Genomic DNA, 16,690 nt, shown 5'->3' on the forward strand with positions numbered 1-16,690 from the left:
ACATAAGAAATAGCCGCCCTGCTCTCTGGTAAAGAATAGGCGGCTAAATCTTAGCTAAACATATTTGCCAGGACGGGGAACCTTGACTTCCCTTACTGGCTGTCTTGATAAGTATATTATATGCCAGCTTCAGGAATTTGTCAATTTCCCGTTGCAAATCACCCATATCTCTTACTATCCCCATTTTCTTCTTATACCGCTTCGAGGTATGCCAAATCTTTCACCGCTTCAAGTCGTTTCTTACAAGCTCTGTATATTTCCTGATAATGTTTCCCTTGCATAATTCCCAGATCAACCTCATGCAAAATGATATTTTCCATTAAAGACAAGTTATTAAGCTGCATCACCGTAGCTTCGTCCCTTTTGTTGATTCCTGCCATTTTATTTGCCAGTCTGGTATAAGTCATATAAAGCATTTCTGCATGACTGCTTCCCTGCCCCTTTGCATACTCAACAAGTTTCTGAATCGTATCCGTCTCTGCCTTTCTGGTAAACTTTCCTGCCTTCCGGGTTTCAATCCACATTTGAGTAGATTTCTCGCGGATAAAGTTCTCCATCTGATTAAATGCCCGGATATACTGCAATTTCCATTCAAGAGCTTCTTTCCCGGTAAAACCCATTACCAACAATGAAAAGCCATCTCTCGTCATTAAAAACATAGGATATCGTTTTCCACGATTCTCGTAAGTTGATTCGAAGAAAAATTTCGCTCCACCATTTTGGACACCTCTTTTTCCTATCAACTCTCCATACATTCTTCTTATTTCGGCTATCAGCTTGTCATGCCTCTTTCCAAACTTCTCGGCCACCTGCAAACTATCACACACAGCTTCATCGTTCTTTAAATACACAAGTTCATTCATCTGTACGCCTTTCTTTAGCTATATCCAAAAATACCATCTTATTCCATCAATTTATTAATTTCTCACCGCTTCCTCACCGCTTCGAGCAAATATATCGATGTTAATCGACAGTTCAAGCACTCCCGGTTCTCGCCGCCTTTTTGACCGTTCTTCACTGCTTCCTCACGGCTTCATTCTCAACAACACTCCTTAAAATAGTGAAATAGCTCCTTGAACCGTAGGTTCGGCAGCAGGATTTTTATTAAATGCCAGCATCACCGCTTCTACTGTTTTATCGGCTCATTTAGCCTTTTTATCTACTCTCCCTTACAACTTTACCTCAAGCACTTTGCAATCGTTTCTTGCCCTGTTTTATCCTTGTGTTGCTGTATTTTCAGACCTGTTCTGTTTCAGTCTTTCTCCCATCTGCTGCCGCTGGTCCTCTGTGTACTGCCTTGGCGGAGAAATCCGAAGCCAGGATACTGGAACATGAGCACAAATGCTTCCGTCCTCGTTATCCGCAATGATCCGGCAATCTTCTGGGTGCTTCTCTGCCAGCTTGCGGATTGCAGACTTATACCGGCCCTGTGAGAATGATAAAGTTGCTCTGGTACCGTTGGTCATAAATTCAATTACATTTTCGTTACATCCATCCATAAAAACCTCCTTTTCGTTTTGTTCGATAATATTTACAGTCTTATTTTTCGGGGTTCGCTCGGGCTTCGTTCTAACGCACTTTACTCTTTTAGGGACTCCGAAATCTCCGAATATCTACGCGCGTAATCGTGTCAACAAACTCCTTTGCGTGCGTAATCGCGTCCACGAATCCCCATACTCCCGACATTTTTTGTTTAAAAATCCATCAATTTGTAATCATCTTTAATATCATCAGGTAATCCCTTAAAAAGAAAATTCTGAGGCATTCTTCGCAGTACTCCAACAATTTCAAATCGCTGTTCACTCTCCAACATAGTTTTTATTTCTGGATATTCTTCAACATTCTTTGTATACCATGACTTCTGCTGTGGCGGAGAATACCGTGGATCATCACGCACATACAGGAACAGCCACTCTATACACAGGCTCATTGTAAATTGAACATGCAACCCACATTCGTAATAATATTGAGCTATCATTAATGCATCATGAAGTGTAGTTGTTATCCGCTCTGGTTCCTGATAATTTCCCTCTGGATAATATTTCACGATACATTCATCTTTCATAAAACTCCATGGAGCAATGGACACAAACGGAGCATGATCTGCCTGAACCGCCATTACCATCTGAGCTCTTTGGTATAAAGCATCAAGCCTTTTAATCAACGGACTTCCCATGATTCACCACCACCTTTAAATATGCAAATCCTTTGTCTGTTTCTTCGTCCCATTATGCCCCTGTGATTTCTTTCTGGCATTTTCCCTTTTGCAAGCTCTCAACCACTGATGCAACTCCGGCACGCTTGTAGCCCTTATCGTTACACGCTTATTTCTTCTCGGCATTTAATACTCCTTCCTCTGGCAAACGTGGAATATTAAGAATGATGGTCGTTACAACGCTATGCTTCTGCTGAAATTCAGCCAATTTCTTCTCATTGTAAATACCATCTTCGCCCAATATTGTATAAAGTCTTTCCTTTCCGGGAACAGGCTTTACCATGATCAAGTGAATAGTATCTGCTTTCTTTTGCAATAGCATAGCCCGTTCTTCTGCTTGCTTTAATCTTGCTTGTATATTCATTATGTCCGCCTCCGCTGTGATTTCTGCTCCTGTTCTACTCGTGACATCAATTCTTCCATAGCTTCCAGACGTTCAATCATATCTACATTCTTTGTCCACTGAGAGCACTGTGACAATGCTGCATTAGCCGCGTTCACTCTGATCTGTGCCGGCACTTCCGTATCAGTAGCCGTATTGACCAACACTGCTGCACATTCTCCAAGTTTTCCCTGCAGGTATGCAATCGCTCCTGTTACGGCCTCGTTTCTTGCCTCAGAATACTTACGCTGGAAGCTGTCTGAATGAATCACAGTATAAATTGTAGGTCTGGGAATCTTCGTCTTTTTGGATATCTCACTTATATTTGGACACGTTAAAAATGCCTGTACTAATATGTCCTCACGTGCTTCTGCTGATATACCTTTTGCCATAGTAATCACCCCTAACTAATCAATGATATTTTCCAATACATAAAAACAGACGGTTTTGACAGGTTCTATTCCAACCTTTAGAACGGATATCTATTACATGCCTTTAATGCCGCCCGGAACACTGCCAGTGTTTTCTTCCGGTATGCATAGAAATCTTTATGGCAAAGAGATATGACTCTACCGTAAGCCATTCTGTCATAGCTCATTCCAATTACGATGCAACAATAAAGTTCATCAGAAACACTCGGATACACTTCTGCTGCGCACTGTAACAACAATATTTTGTCCCTCATTTCAAGCTTTCGACAAAACTCATTAAATTTCTTATCTTCTTCCTCTGAAAATCCATAATCTTCATAAGTTGCTTCTCTTGTAAGCATTCAATCACTCCCTGCATTCTCCCTGCCACGCTTTCTGCATGACAGGGAATTGTTTTATGCCAATTCAAACGGATTTCTTCCGCTTGTGCTGCGTCTTAATTTTGCTTCCTCAATAATTTCGTCAAATACTGTTCTACGATTAATCTGAGCAGTAAAACGATAATTTCCACTACTCTGCTGTCCACCAGATTCCTCTCGAACAATCTTTCTGAGCAGTGCTTCTGGTGTTTCAATGTTATTGCCCTGTTTCTGGTCACCAAGGACAGCCAGAAATTCACTTCTTGGTGGAATGACCGCACCTTTAGCCAGATACGGAATTGTATTTACCCTTGGCAAACTCATATTGTAATAGCCCCATCTCCGGTTACCTGTAGGACCCGTTACATCATAAGAAAAGCTGAATGCTCTTTCGATTCCAGACAGAGAACTATTAATATTTCCTATCGTGCTGTTTACTTTTCCAACAACATTATTCAATGTCCTTGTGATTCCACTGGTTGCATTTGAAATTCCATTTGCCAGATTGTTTCCCATCCTCGTTCCGATAGACTTCATCTCACGTGCTAGCCCTTCCAGGCTTCTTTCTGTATTCCGGATCATCTCAGAAATTATCTGTGCAATACGTTCACCGGCCCATTTCCATTTATTGGTCATGGTATTGTACTGACCGGAGAAATGGCTATCTACTGTCTTCTGCATCTCTCCAAGCTTCAGATTTGCATGCTGCTTCATCTGATCAAGGTTCTTATCCACCTCCGCTGCTGAATTGCCCCAGTTTGTCACTGTTGCTGTGTTCACCCCGCCGGAAGCGTCCTCTGCTGCTTTCTGGAGTCCTGCCAGATTCGTTTCTGCATCTGTCTTCATCTTTCCCGTAGAAGTCGTTACTGTCTGCTGCGCACCAACAATATTTTTGTCTACGCTGGTCTTTGTAGCCTGTACTGCATTCGGGAAGACCTCTGAGAAAATTCTTGCAGCAGTCTCAGTATTTCCGCCCATATTCTTAACTGCTGCCATGACGTTGTTATATGCATCCTGTGCAGTACCACCAGAATCCACTGTTCTTTCCAGTGCGTTCAATAACTGTCCCTGTTCATCCGTTCCAAGATGCATCTGATTTGTCAAATTTCCAATAACAAGTTTCAGATCATCGTAAGATTTCTGAGCACTCTGGCTTCCAAGATTAATCTGACTTGCCATGTTGGTTGTATCACTGCCGAGTGTTTTAATGGATTCTGACAGGATATCAAACATATCCTCTGTAATGAGCCCCTTCTGTCTCAATGTCTCGAATGCCTGTGTTGCCTGCTCAGATGTCACGCCCATTTCACCCAGCTTATCAATAAGTTTCTGCGTTGCACTGGACTTTTCCTCAGCAGTCATTCCCTCTTTCTCAAGAGACTCTTTCAGATTCCAGATTTCTGTTGCAGAACCGGATATGATATCGCCACGCCGCTGTAATGTCTGAATGAAATTGTCCATGGTATTTCCAAATGTACCACCAACACCATTACCACCCTGCATGGTCTCCACCATTTTTGCCAGTTCAGAAGTAGCTGCGGCTGCCGCAACACCCACACCGGCAATCAATCCTGCAGTGCCTACCAGTGGCGCAATGGCTGATGCAAGAGAAGTAAAGCTTCCTGCCGCGCCTTTTACTGCATTGCCTAAAAGAGTAGTCAGATTACCGGACAATTCTCCGATTGCTTCGGATCCGATCAGTTTCTTTCCAATTGCCTTTAGTAGTAATTTTACGAGGGCACTGATTCCCGTGATATCTGCAATCTTCACTGCAATAAACGCTTTACCAAGAAAAGCAGCTATCTTACCGGCTGTTCCGCTCGCCTCCATGCCATCAAACAGGCCTCCAAGCGATTTGACAACAGCTTTTATCACCTGCTTCAGGTGTCCAAGCCAGTCAACTTGTGTCAGCATATCTCCGACACCTTTTCCAAAAGCCTCCCAGTCTGTCTTTTCTGCCATATCCACTAGGGATCCACACAGATTGTCCAGAAAGGCTTCCAACTTACGTCCATTCGCTTTCCAGTCAAATTCCGATACAAAGGTATTGATACCACCGGCAATGTTATTTACCAGCTCTGACCAGTCAAAACGCTCTGTAAAGCTGTACAATGATGTGAATGCACCATTTAATCCGGTTGCCAGTGTATCTCCGATTTCTGAAAGGGAAAAGCTTGATACAGCACCATTCAGGCCATCCGCAACCGCCTGTCCAATTTCCTTATACGGAAGGCTGTGGACCATTCCGTTAAAGATATTCCAGGCAATCATGAACCTGTTTCCTATGAGCTGTCCAAGATTGTTCCAGTTGACTTCCCGAACAAAGCCGGCGATTCCGGTTGCAAATTTCTTACCAAGGTTTTTCCAGTTGATTCCTGTAATCAGGAGATTCAGCGTATTTACAATCGTGTTGATACCGGCACCAACCGTCCGCCCCATCAAATCCCAGTCGATGTGATTTACCAGACTGTTAAATGTTCTGGTAAATGCATTACAGAATTTTGTTATTTTGGGTCCAACCTTTTTCCAGTTGATAGCATCATAGACTTTTTGAAGTCCTTTATTTATTCCACTGGCAATATAAGCTCCAAGACCTTCCCAGTCTTCCGATTTAATGAGCTTCTTGATTTTATCCGCAATTCCTTTAATACTATTTGCAATCGGGACCGTTTCAAACATCTGTCCCGGTGTAGGTGCTTTGTATCCACCGGAATCATCTGTTCCTGCACTCCCACTGGTTGAAGCTTTGTGCACCTCATCCAACGAAGAAAGATAGCTTTTTGTCTGCTTCGATGCCTTTTTCGCATTCTTCGAGGTCTTATCAAGACTTGCAGCATAATCTTCCTGCACTCCAACGGCTTTTACAAAAGTATCCTGTCCGGTTAATGCTACTGCAAACATTCCCACATAAGTGATTGCCCTGGAAATCATATCAATAAATCTTGACATGATCGGAGCTACCACGGTGAGAACAGGTGCAAAGGCTGTAGCAAATGAGTTTTTCAGCCTCGTCATGCTGGACATTAAAGAGGAGATTGCTGAATTGGTACTATTAGAATACTGTGCCAGATTTTCAAATCCGGTCTTCACACCATCACTGACAGCACTTATCGCCCGGAATACCCCTGAAAACAGCAACGACATTCCCAGCATTCGGGAAAGACTCATTCTCGACCGATTTGTCTGTTTGTTCAGATTAAACATGTTCTCTACAGCTTTTTTCATCGCTGAGACCATGCTCTTAATCGAGGAACTGGCACTTCTCAATGCCGATCCCATATTTTTTACAACCATACCTACACGGGCAGCAGCCTTTTGAAGATTCTGCATAGCATGTGCCAGCCGGCTATTTTTCTGTCGGTATTCCTCAACCTTGTTTTTCAGATTATTGTATGATAAATACAGCCTTCCATTTATACGTTCCAGCTTCTGCGACTCCGTATTATACTTCTCGGCTGTATCCTTATACGCATCTGTTGATGTAGGATCCACATAGGCCCTTCCAGTTGCCTGCATCTCTTTCTGTTTCCGCTGTAACCGGTCAATATCTGCCCAGATACCGTCCATCTGTTTGTCAAGTTCCTTAAGCGGTGCAGAATCTATCGAAAAGCCCATGTCAAGCCATTCACGCTGTTTCGCTTCTATCTTTTCAAACTCATCTTCCAGAGCTTTCATATCGTCTTTGAGCTTTTTATATTCTTCTGTCTCGATCTTGACCTTGCTCAGTTCTTCGAGCTTTGATTTTAGCTCTGATACTTTACGTTCCTGCTTCTCGTAGTTCTGATACAGGTCTGTTATCGCTGTTATCTGCCTCTGGAAAGAACTTTTTGCTGAATCGCCCATCTTCGATACCTGTGCGGATATTCTGGTCACTCCAGCCTTTACAGCGTTCATTCCTTTCGACACACCGCCGGTATCTATTCTGGTATCAATGATAATTGAACCATCTGCCATGTTATATCTGCCTCCAAACTATTTGAGGTTAAGCATCTCATTCAGCGTGTCCTTGTACGCTTGCTCTTCTTCGCTGAGACGTGTTTTTATGTCAATAATATTCTTGTTTTCTTGATAAAATTTCTTTTCCCATTTGTCGAGCTTTTCGCCCTTTGCCTTTTTTGACCGGATTCCAACAACTGTATTGAACAGGCATTCACCGGATTCCATGAAATATCCGAAAAACGTCCACCAGTGCATGTATGGAACGGCTCTGATTTCTTTTCCGGCAACCTTGTTTACAGCCGGTACAATCATATCTCCGTCCTGTTCCCAGTCCATTAAACGGGGCTTTGGTCTGTTCGGGGCATCATCAGTCTGTCCACAGTCAATAAATTCACAGGCTTTCTGACATGCTTCTGTCAGATCTTCAAAAGGAATATTCTGCCACTCTTCATACAAGATCTGTAACATAATAAATGTTTTTGCCTGTTGATCTAAATCTGGATCATTCATAGCAATAAGAATGTCAATAATTGCTCTAAAATCTGTTCTGATAGTGTAAGCCACCCCATTAATATTTAATGAGGTGGGCAGTTCATAAGCTCTCATCCAGTATATTTTTCAGTGTACTTTTTCATCCGCTCCTGCTGCGCCTTTTCTCTGGCATCCAGTTCTTTTTCGATGATTCCACCGATAACAGTAATAATCTGTTCTGCGAACATTTCTCCGCTGTCGAGAATGGTAAACGGACTGGTAATCTTGAAGAAGCTCTCTGATACAGGAGCACCAAACAACAGGTCAATCTTCTCCCCGGCTTCCTTTTCCAGATCTGGAAGAATTTCCTCAAAATCTTTGTCCTTAATCCTTTCGTTAATTCCAGTAAAGAAAGCTGCTGCCTCTTTGTATCTCTTTAAAATCCCGGCATCTGACGGAATAAATCTGAACACGCCCAGATCATTTCCGTCTTGATCAGTAATCTGGTATGTCTTCGCACCGGTCTGAACCACTACTTTTTCCATTAATCCTCACCCTCGCTTTCCTGTTCTTCTGCTTTCAGCTGTTCTTCCAGCTCGTTAAGTTCTTTGATATTATCCATGCATTCAATTGCTTTATCCGCTGTAGCTTTCATGGAATTACGTACCTCATCGCTCTGCACGAAATCCGCATAAAGTTCTCCAATGTTCCCAATCGCATTAGACAGAGAGCTAAACACGCCCTTCTGCAATCGCATTCTTTCCATGTGCAAGCGTTTCTGATCTGAAATCTGTTTCTTTCTTCCCATATCATTTTCCTCCGTTCTGCCTGTCATAAATAGCCGCCAGCTCACATACAATCACAAATAACAAAAGTGCAATAACTACCACAAAAACCACCTCCGAAACAATGAAATATTACCTGTTACATATATTTTACCATCAAACCTGACCACAGTTGTGGTACATGTTTGCCCCATCTTGCACCATTAAGTCTGGCATGATATGATACATCACAAGGGTGACCGCCCTCATTGCTCTTTCATACTGGCAGCAGGATTACTTCTTTTGGATTTCGTTTCTAAATCCCTGACAACAGCACAAAGAAGGTCCTCACACAACCGAGAATGATGATAATTCTTCCGTAACACTTCTAATTCTTTCATCATTCCCTGCCAGTATGTACCATCTTCAGGTCTGCCCGGAGGATACAGCCTTTTGTATAACCTCCAGCAACACGTGAAGATGTCATATATATGCTTTAATTCTTCTTTATCGTTCACTGGTTACTCCTCCGGCATGATATACGCTTTTTCTCCTGCTGCATACTTTTGAAACATATCATTCAACACTTCTTTTGCTCGTTCTGGACTTGCATATTCCGCAATACCAAATTCACCCTCACAAATACGGTTCTTACTTACATAACTGATATACGTCATTTTGAAATTTAAAATTCGTGTTTTATCCTGTGTCATGATTTTCATAATTATTGTCCTTTCCGGCGGTAAGCCGCCTATAAAATCCATTACAAAAGATTTAAAATCCTAAATGTGCAAAATGTGCAAATAGAATGTAAATATATATAAGAGTATTTTTTTTTACCTTCACATACTAAATGCACAAACTGCACATTTTAATAAAATTAAGAAAATGGTGTATCAAAATTCCCATCAACAGGATGAAAAGTTTCATCTACAAATGAATAACCTTTAATAACATTCTTAACAGTTTTTCCTGTAACGGTTCCTGTTTTACTCAATAGATTCTTTGTTTTTAATTCTTCGTAAAAAGATGTTCGTCCGTCAACTCCCAGTCCACAGTCATTGCACCACTGGGAGTATTTCTCATAAACATCCTTGGCCGCTAAATTCTGATCTGATTTTTCAAGACACTCTGAAATGAATTTTCCAATCTTGTCTGAGTCCTCGCTATACTCATGCGTAGCAATCTGCACAGCTGTAGGCGGCTCTAGTCCCTCTTTACGGTATAATGAAAGTCCCTGTATGCACCAGTTCAAAATACCATCTATCTCCTGCTGTAACTGTTCCTTTAAATGTTTGTTTTGCTCTTTCTCTGTGAAATGGCGTTCAAATGGAACAACCTTAACACGATTACTGCTAAATACTGTTTTATCACTGATAACTGGTAAATAATTGCTGTTCAAAATCAATTTAAATTTGGGTTTAAATTGAAATTCGTTCTCATGTAAAAACCTTGCAGATACGGTATCCCGACCGGTCAGTGTTTTCACTAGCGAAGAATCAAATAGCATTCGCCGTGGTGGTTCAGATGCTACCACAAACCTTGTTCCTGCCAGTTTTGCGATATCTGGCGAAGCTGTTCTGCTATCCTTATTTACCTTGATCGCCAATGATTCCGGGGAAATGGTAGTTGCGTAATCACCAAGAAGATATAGCAATAATTCTGTGATTGTACTTTTACCATTTCGTGTAGTAGCTCCAAAAAATATGTAAAATTCTTCCTCGCTTGTATCACCTGTCAAGAATCTGCCGGACATTTTTTGAAGATACTCGATTTTTGAGCTATCACCCTGCATAATCTCATTAACGGTCTTTTCCCATAACGTACAAGTGGCAGCAGGATTGTAATTTGCATTGCATATCTTCGATAAGAGTAAATCCGCTTTATGCTCTAACTCTTTTGGCTGATCTCCTGATAGATCGAGGACGCAATTTTTGCAATTAAGAAGAAAATCATCTTTATCAAGTTCCGTGTTATCAAAGAAATTCAAATCTTTTGCATCTGTAACCATTACATTTCTACTTCTATAATTCATCATTCCGGCGGCATACTTGATATAGGACTGTCTCTTATCGTCTGGCAAAGATACCGTAACAGAATAACGTACAAGTGCGTCTGCAAGTGTTTTAGCATTTCTTTTAGCTCTCATACCTTCCTGATCGGCTACCCAACGTGTACCGTCATAATACATCCAATCTTTTTTGGTTGGATTATAACGACTAACATCCATAAACACAGTTGCGAACAAATCGGCGCTCCCCCTGTCGTTCATTGGAAATCGCTCTACTGCATTAAGTTCGTTTAATTTCTTCAAAACTTCGTTCACATACTTATTGTCATTCTCATTCATGGCATTGAAGTTATTATAGTAATGACTGTTAACTTGCCAATCTCTTTTAAGCGCCGGAAAAACAGCTTTTTCAAGTTCTTTCTCTTTTAAAGGAGGGTTACAACGTTTTTCATTCTCTACTCTAACTGCTGCCTTAATCGCATCATCATCAAGCCCTTTAGTACGTAAACTCGCAATTAGTCTAACTATAGTATCTACCCTTTTTCCCTCTGGAATTAGCTCTGGCACTTTAAAGTTTGTTTTATGCTCAGAATCTCTTCTCTGTTTTTCACCTTTTAAAAAATCATTAACTATATTATCTACCTGCGCTATTTCATATTCTTCCGGTCCTTGTTCCCATTCATAAATATTGCCATTAGGGTGTACACTAGGTGGTGCTACAATATATCCCCCTTCACCCCTAATATCAACCCCCTCGTAAAGCCCTACTCTATTAGAATGTACAATAGCGTCTTTATAAAAATAATGGTAGCCACCTCTACCCGTTATGCTCTGCCAAGTTTCTGGAAGTTTCCCATGCTTATTTTGCCAATCTCTTAATACATCATACCCGTCAATCCCTTTATTTTTGTCAACATCCAAATCAATTACGACTAAACCGCTTGATTTGTTCCCAGTTGCGATGCCGATATTATACTGGGGGTTTTTGTCCCACCATCGTTCTATCGTTGTTCTCTCTGTTGTCGCCACTTTGCAACCACCTACAACTGCAGGCACTTTATCTCTGCAAACCAGTGGGAAAACTGCCAGTCCCATTTCTGCATAATGCAATGCCCATTCCTTCATGTTTTTCGCTTCTGCCGCCAAATATTCCACCACCTTATTCAGAATACTCTGCGATAATGTACTTATAAAATTTCTCTGGATTTACTCTCACAGTCCGCCCGATTCGGATTATTGAATTCGACTCTTTTGCCAGCCGCATAACTGTATTGATCCCAAGATTACTATCTTCTGCCATTTGCTGATAAGTAAAAAATTTCCCCTGAGGATTATTAGATTTTAATGGATTCATAAATTATTCTCCTTCCGTTCAATCAATAATTTCAGTTATATCTGTGTTTAAAGCTGTAGCAATACGTCCTGCTACAATCGGAGTCACATTCTTGCTGTTCAGAATCACATTCAATCTTCCCCTACTTACTCCTGCCCTCTTTGAAATTTCCGTCTTTGTCACTGCTTCTCTCGCCATAGCAATTTCGAATTTCATCTTATTAATCGTCATTTAACTACCTCGCTTTCTTTAATCACTATTGTGTTTACACAATATCACTAATGTGTTTTAATGTCAATAACAAAAGTGATTGTCAAACACATTTTGATGTGATATAGTACTATCAAAAGGTGGTGAACAAAATGTTATATTGTAAACATCCAAATAAATTAGCTCAACTCCGTCAAAACGCTCATTTATCTCAAAAACAGTTAGCTCAAAAATTAGGTGTATCGCAAGCATCCATTAACTATTGGGAGAATGGTCAACGTACCCCTTCTGTTAAAGCAGCCCAAAAAATATCAGATTATTTTAAAATGCCAATATCTGAAATATTTAGCCCATACAAAGAGGAAATTAACATCACCAATATTGTTAACGCTGCTGAAAAGTTTGCAACTTCACGGAAAACTAATGATGATATATCATCCATTATTTTTACTTCAAAAGAATACTCTATGCAGGAACTTCAAAGTATACAAGACTATGCCTCCTTTCTAAAATCGCAACGAAATCTTAAATAGTCACAAATCGTAGAAAATTTGTCTATATTAGTTTTGTGTTATAACCATTATCTTCGTCTGGTATTATCGTACATTATCTTTTGCAGTTTTATAAGTCCTAAACAATACACGTTTAAAGGAGTTTTGTATGAGTAACGGTTTTAAAAACACGTTTGGTCAGAGATTAGAATATCTCATGCAAGCATCGGGAATAGAAATCACTAAAAAAGGAGCTAATGCTGAACTTGCAAGAAATATGTTATCAAAGGGATGTCTCCCTTTTTACGTTAACAGTGATTTTAAAAAGAGTTGTGAAAGTGCTCGAAGCCGAATTGAAAATCACAGAAAAACTGATTTTGCTACCAGCATAGAAGGTAAATGGTTAAAGGCCTATTGCGATTACTTTAAATGTAGTGCAGATTATCTATTTGGATATATTGATTACCCCAGTCACATTGAGACAGATATAGCCTCTGTAACTGGTCTAAATTCTACTGCAATTAAAATATTGGAAAAATGGCATCATATTGGTTCCCTTAAAGGGCAAGATTATTCATGGGCGCGCAATTGTACGCGTGCTATCAATGATTTGTTGGAGGAAGATATCTGGTTCTCGCATGAAGTTTTACTTCCAATTGCAGATTACTGTGTTAAGCGTCATCGATATGAAGAACCAGCTCTTTCAGATCATGAGCGGACTAAAGCATTAAAAGATTTCCGATTAGCTCTTTTTACTGCAAGTGAAGGCCTAATCTCCTGCATAAAAGCCATTTATAAGAAAGAAAAATAAAAAAGCACCCAATACCTCCTGCTTCCCCTTAAGTAGATCCGGTTATTTACCTTGTCTACTTAAGAGGCATCATGTCATAAGGCATTGAGTGCTTTGTTGTATGTTTGATATTTTGTTTTGTATTGCATGATACATCAAAATAAGCTTTGATTATTCATTTTCCTGCATTGCACTATACACAATCATTTGAATAGACTTATAGAATTCCTCCAGAAACGTAACCCCTACATGTTGTGATTTCTCATAAAAATAACGCCAATCTATAAAGGCCTTATTTATTTCATTTAAATCCTCATTTAACTTTTCTTCATTATAATCTTCATCCACTTTCGTCATGCTAACTAATAAAACCTGAGAGATCTCACAACGATGACCTTCTTCTAATTGTTGGTATAAAGTTTTCAATTTATGTTCTCGTTCAATATTTTTTCCTTCAATTTTTAACAACGTTTTTAGTCCAATTTCACAAGCAAGGCCTTTCAATACAATAGATGGTATAATCATTGCACATTCTTCCTTTGAACCGTCATTTGCCAAAGCACTTTTAGCAATATCACCTAAATAATTTGATGCTCTTGCAAATATTTCCATTCCACCTTCCATACTTTTCTTTTTATCTATGTCATTCATTTTTCATTCCTCCCGTATACATTTTCTTCCATCATACTTCCAATTCTGCTATAACACAATAGATTATAATTCGACATTTTTCGACACATCAAAGCCGCGCTTTCATGCAAAAAGAGCCGGAACCTGTTACAGCTCCAGCCCATTTTAAGACATTATAGCATCCCTCATAAAGCTCTTATTGTATCGAAAGTGGCAACCAGCTATTTAAATAAAGACAATAAAGCTACCTCCCTAGTCGCCATTTTCTTTTCTTGCAAATAAATATCCACTTAACGTAAATAGTAAAGTCTTAATTACTTCAATAATAGAATTGGTCGTCTCACTTGTCTTTCCAAAAAGAATTGTAGCAACTGTATCTATTATAAAAATTATTCCCAAAAAAACTAAACAACCAACAATAAGTTTAAAAGCCGAAAAGTATCTTTTTTCTTTTCTATCCTTATCTTTCTCAGCCAGTCTTTTCGCTTTTAGGTCTTCATCTATTTCCGGGGAATCATCTAAAGGTTCATCTATTTCTTCGGTTGGTTTTCCATATAAAAAATCCTCATCTGTATTCACGCCGAAACAAACACCTCTTCCTCTTTAATATCCGCAATTGATAAATAAGGCTCTTGTCTTTTTGCTGCTTTATACCAAGCAGTTCCCTTTTTATGTGTCATCGCCGATAATGGAATCCCATCATATAATTTATATTTATCCCATATCGCGTTAATGCACTCTCTGAAATCAGCTGCTTTTTTTTCATTTACAATCAAAACAGACCCATTCTTTTCTTTAGAATAGCGTTTTATAGCATTTCCGCCAAATTCCTTAAATTCATCATATATGCTCCTTACTACCGGGCCATATTTCCACACTTCAAATCTATCCTGAAACAATATTTTATCTGTATCCTGATAATATTTCTTGTAAATTAAATAGACAAGCTTTTGTAATTTCATAGGAGTAATATCAATATCTTCTGAAAATCCCCGCTCCAATACATTGTTTGCAACATTTAATGCGGTTACCATATCATCGCCTCCTATCTTTTATCAATCTTTATCTATATTTATAATATACCATCCATTATATAAAATGTCAATCTCGTTGTCGAACATTTGTTCTTTTTAATTTTAAATACATCATTCTTGTTTCAATAAAGGTCTTATCTATATCTTTGCATATCTACATTTCCTAAATATAAGAAAAGCCCCTGTATTCAAGCAACCAAAGGTCTTTCTTTTTTCGTCCACATGAGACTAGCCATTTTTTTGCTAATGGCAACCATAACATATTTATTTCTATAAGAAGACAGCATACCTACTTTCCAATTTTTAATAATTTTGCATTAAACTGCATCAAATAATTTTACCCCTTCTCTTTTCACATTCGCATAAAACGGGTATACATCAACCCAATTCTGGAAGTGCTGCTGGCTTTTTGCTATCGGTTTAATGTCAAGGTCATGGTCCATGTTGAAGTCAAAAGTTTCTTCTGACAGCTCATGACGATACTGTTTAATATCTATGTCTGACAAGTCCAGGAGAATCATTATATCGATATCAGAATCTGCCTTATAATCTCCTCTTGCATAGGATCCATATAAAATTACTGTCTTTAAATGACTTCCATATATCTTCCGTAATATTTCAGTATACTGATCTAACAGCATTTTTATCGTTACCGGCACGCTGTTCTTTTCTTCGATATCTTTTTTATTTTTCGCCATAAAATCCTGTGTCAGCAAGCTCAACCCATTTCAGATACATTTCTTTATAATGTTCCTTAATGAACGCTCTGATTTTTCTTACTTCACGATCAGTCAGACTTCCTTGTTTCTCCAAAGTTGTATCACCATCATTTTTGACAAAAAACTTCGCTGATCCTGCTTCTGTCAGTTTTCTGTCGCTGGCATGAACATGCATGGCCTCGATCACACAGCTTGCAGTATAATACAGATAATAACCGCACACTTTGAATTCATAGTATTTCGGCATGGCTAGTCCTCCATAAACTGCTTATTGTTCAAATAGTAATCCAAGACTATCTGATTTTCGATATCATCCATATTGGTTTCCACAATCTTATCATCGTATATAACTGCTGCATGGTTTGGTCTATTCAGATTAAGTATCCGAATATATTTTCCCTCCTGCGTATATGCATATCCATTAATAATCATGTCTGCTGCATCTGCTACATCTTTTATATCAAGCTGCATAATCAATCCGGACCTCCTTTATTGGTGCAAGGAATTCATCTACATCATAATATAAGTTCTGAAGAATCGGAATCAGATCAATATACTCTTCCATCTCATTCAGGTTCTTATACTTCGCCATTACAACCAGATATCCTTTATCCCATTCTTTTACTTCTGTATATCTTTCCAGTTTTGATGATGTCGCAAAGCGGATAACCTGGTCTTTAAAAATGAATATCGTATACTGGCTGTCGCTTTTTAATATGGCACAGTTATCTGCTGTCTTTTTCATCTGCTCCACACCTTTCGCTCAATACTTTTTCTTTATTATAACCGAACCGTCATATCTTTTCTACTGGTTTCTGACACTATAAATTTGCATTTTCTCCGGCATTTGTCACAACAATGTCACAAAACCCTCATTCCCCGCTCACTGCCTATTCCCGCAAGCCCTGTAA

The 16,690-nt window shown here is 39.4% G+C and carries 24 protein-coding genes; 2 read left to right on the plus strand and 22 right to left on the minus strand.

Features of this window, described 5'->3' with window-relative positions; genetic code table 11:
• Positions 1–191: 191 nt before the first annotated feature.
• The 15 genes from NQ503_RS11495 to NQ503_RS11565 all read right to left on the minus strand — a co-directional run bounded on the left by NQ503_RS11495 (position 192) and on the right by NQ503_RS11565 (position 12,136).
• Positions 192–863 carry a Rha family transcriptional regulator gene (locus NQ503_RS11495; RefSeq protein WP_005427360.1) on the minus strand — a complete coding sequence of 224 codons (672 nt, stop codon included), beginning with the start codon at positions 861–863 and terminating at the stop codon, positions 192–194.
• A gap of 351 nt (positions 864–1,214) precedes the next feature.
• Complete coding sequence (locus tag NQ503_RS11500; RefSeq protein ID WP_005427359.1) at positions 1,215–1,499, minus strand: hypothetical protein; 285 nt, start codon at positions 1,497–1,499, stop codon at positions 1,215–1,217.
• 194 nt (positions 1,500–1,693) lie between these two features.
• Complete coding sequence (locus tag NQ503_RS11505) at positions 1,694–2,176, minus strand: hypothetical protein (protein WP_005427358.1); 483 nt, start codon at positions 2,174–2,176, stop codon at positions 1,694–1,696.
• Between the two features lie 148 nt (positions 2,177–2,324).
• A complete protein-coding gene (locus NQ503_RS11510; protein WP_005427356.1) occupies positions 2,325–2,579 on the minus strand; it encodes a hypothetical protein in 255 nt (84 codons plus the stop codon).
• Positions 2,579–2,989: a hypothetical protein gene (locus tag NQ503_RS11515; RefSeq protein ID WP_005427355.1), complete on the minus strand. Its 411-nt coding sequence runs from the start codon at positions 2,987–2,989 to the stop codon at positions 2,579–2,581. The genes NQ503_RS11510 and NQ503_RS11515 overlap by 1 nt, the downstream gene beginning before the upstream one ends.
• A 77-nt stretch (positions 2,990–3,066) precedes the next feature.
• Positions 3,067–3,369, minus strand: a complete 303-nt coding sequence (locus NQ503_RS11520) for a hypothetical protein (RefSeq protein ID WP_005427354.1) — start codon at positions 3,367–3,369, stop codon at positions 3,067–3,069.
• A 54-nt stretch (positions 3,370–3,423) separates the two neighbouring features.
• Positions 3,424–7,341 carry a hypothetical protein gene (locus NQ503_RS11525; RefSeq protein ID WP_005427353.1) on the minus strand — a complete coding sequence of 1,306 codons (3,918 nt, stop codon included), beginning with the start codon at positions 7,339–7,341 and terminating at the stop codon, positions 3,424–3,426.
• 18 nt (positions 7,342–7,359) lie between these two features.
• Positions 7,360–7,932 (minus strand): Gp15 family bacteriophage protein, encoded by a 573-nt coding sequence (locus NQ503_RS11530; protein WP_005427352.1) that lies wholly within the window; start codon positions 7,930–7,932, stop codon positions 7,360–7,362.
• Positions 7,929–8,342: a hypothetical protein gene (locus NQ503_RS11535; RefSeq protein WP_005427351.1), complete on the minus strand. Its 414-nt coding sequence runs from the start codon at positions 8,340–8,342 to the stop codon at positions 7,929–7,931. The genes NQ503_RS11530 and NQ503_RS11535 overlap by 4 nt, the downstream gene beginning before the upstream one ends.
• Positions 8,342–8,605 carry a hypothetical protein gene (locus tag NQ503_RS11540; protein WP_154648359.1) on the minus strand — a complete coding sequence of 88 codons (264 nt, stop codon included), beginning with the start codon at positions 8,603–8,605 and terminating at the stop codon, positions 8,342–8,344. Before NQ503_RS11540 ends, NQ503_RS11535 begins: the two co-directional genes overlap by 1 nt.
• Positions 8,606–8,827: 222 nt before the next feature.
• Positions 8,828–9,079, minus strand: a complete 252-nt coding sequence (locus NQ503_RS11545) for a hypothetical protein (RefSeq protein ID WP_005427349.1) — start codon at positions 9,077–9,079, stop codon at positions 8,828–8,830.
• A gap of 3 nt (positions 9,080–9,082) precedes the next feature.
• On the minus strand, positions 9,083–9,283 hold the full coding sequence (locus NQ503_RS11550) for a hypothetical protein (RefSeq protein ID WP_154648358.1): 201 nt from the start codon (positions 9,281–9,283) through the stop codon (positions 9,083–9,085).
• 158 nt (positions 9,284–9,441) lie between these two features.
• Positions 9,442–11,718, minus strand: coding sequence for a phage/plasmid primase, P4 family (locus NQ503_RS11555; RefSeq protein ID WP_081017312.1), 2,277 nt, complete (start codon positions 11,716–11,718; stop codon positions 9,442–9,444).
• 13 nt (positions 11,719–11,731) lie between these two features.
• Positions 11,732–11,926: a DUF6462 family protein gene (locus tag NQ503_RS11560; protein ID WP_005427344.1), complete on the minus strand. Its 195-nt coding sequence runs from the start codon at positions 11,924–11,926 to the stop codon at positions 11,732–11,734.
• 18 nt (positions 11,927–11,944) lie between these two features.
• Positions 11,945–12,136: a helix-turn-helix domain-containing protein gene (locus NQ503_RS11565; protein WP_005427342.1), complete on the minus strand. Its 192-nt coding sequence runs from the start codon at positions 12,134–12,136 to the stop codon at positions 11,945–11,947.
• 131 nt (positions 12,137–12,267) lie between these two features.
• Between NQ503_RS11565 and NQ503_RS11570 the strand changes: the two genes are divergently transcribed.
• Both NQ503_RS11570 and NQ503_RS11575 read left to right on the plus strand, forming a co-directional pair.
• The gene (locus tag NQ503_RS11570) at positions 12,268–12,648 is read left to right on the plus strand and encodes a helix-turn-helix transcriptional regulator (protein WP_005427340.1); all 381 of its coding nucleotides are present in this window, start codon (positions 12,268–12,270) and stop codon (positions 12,646–12,648) included.
• A 127-nt stretch (positions 12,649–12,775) separates the two neighbouring features.
• Complete coding sequence (locus NQ503_RS11575) at positions 12,776–13,417, plus strand: hypothetical protein (protein WP_005427339.1); 642 nt, start codon at positions 12,776–12,778, stop codon at positions 13,415–13,417.
• A gap of 150 nt (positions 13,418–13,567) precedes the next feature.
• On the opposite strand, the gene NQ503_RS11580 is transcribed toward NQ503_RS11575, so the two are convergent.
• The 7 genes from NQ503_RS11580 to NQ503_RS11610 all read right to left on the minus strand — a co-directional run bounded on the left by NQ503_RS11580 (position 13,568) and on the right by NQ503_RS11610 (position 16,524).
• Complete coding sequence (locus NQ503_RS11580; protein ID WP_005427338.1) at positions 13,568–14,047, minus strand: hypothetical protein; 480 nt, start codon at positions 14,045–14,047, stop codon at positions 13,568–13,570.
• Positions 14,048–14,278: 231 nt separating this feature from the next.
• Positions 14,279–14,605, minus strand: coding sequence for a hypothetical protein (locus NQ503_RS11585; RefSeq protein ID WP_055066564.1), 327 nt, complete (start codon positions 14,603–14,605; stop codon positions 14,279–14,281).
• Complete coding sequence (locus NQ503_RS11590; protein WP_005427335.1) at positions 14,602–15,060, minus strand: Panacea domain-containing protein; 459 nt, start codon at positions 15,058–15,060, stop codon at positions 14,602–14,604. Before NQ503_RS11590 ends, NQ503_RS11585 begins: the two co-directional genes overlap by 4 nt.
• Before the next feature lie 317 nt (positions 15,061–15,377).
• The gene (locus NQ503_RS11595) at positions 15,378–15,758 is read right to left on the minus strand and encodes a nucleotidyltransferase domain-containing protein (RefSeq protein ID WP_005427333.1); all 381 of its coding nucleotides are present in this window, start codon (positions 15,756–15,758) and stop codon (positions 15,378–15,380) included.
• Positions 15,745–16,026: a DUF4160 domain-containing protein gene (locus NQ503_RS11600; protein ID WP_005427331.1), complete on the minus strand. Its 282-nt coding sequence runs from the start codon at positions 16,024–16,026 to the stop codon at positions 15,745–15,747. Before NQ503_RS11600 ends, NQ503_RS11595 begins: the two co-directional genes overlap by 14 nt.
• Before the next feature lie 2 nt (positions 16,027–16,028).
• Positions 16,029–16,250, minus strand: coding sequence for a DUF7723 family protein (locus NQ503_RS11605; protein ID WP_005427329.1), 222 nt, complete (start codon positions 16,248–16,250; stop codon positions 16,029–16,031).
• Entirely contained in the window at positions 16,240–16,524 is a 285-nt protein-coding gene (locus NQ503_RS11610) for a DUF7724 family protein (RefSeq protein WP_005427327.1), read from the minus strand. The genes NQ503_RS11605 and NQ503_RS11610 overlap by 11 nt, the downstream gene beginning before the upstream one ends.
• Between the last annotated feature and the right edge of the window lie 166 nt (positions 16,525–16,690).

It is taken from the genome of Blautia obeum ATCC 29174 (genome assembly GCF_025147765.1).
Taxonomy (GTDB): domain Bacteria; phylum Bacillota; class Clostridia; order Lachnospirales; family Lachnospiraceae; genus Blautia_A; species Blautia_A obeum.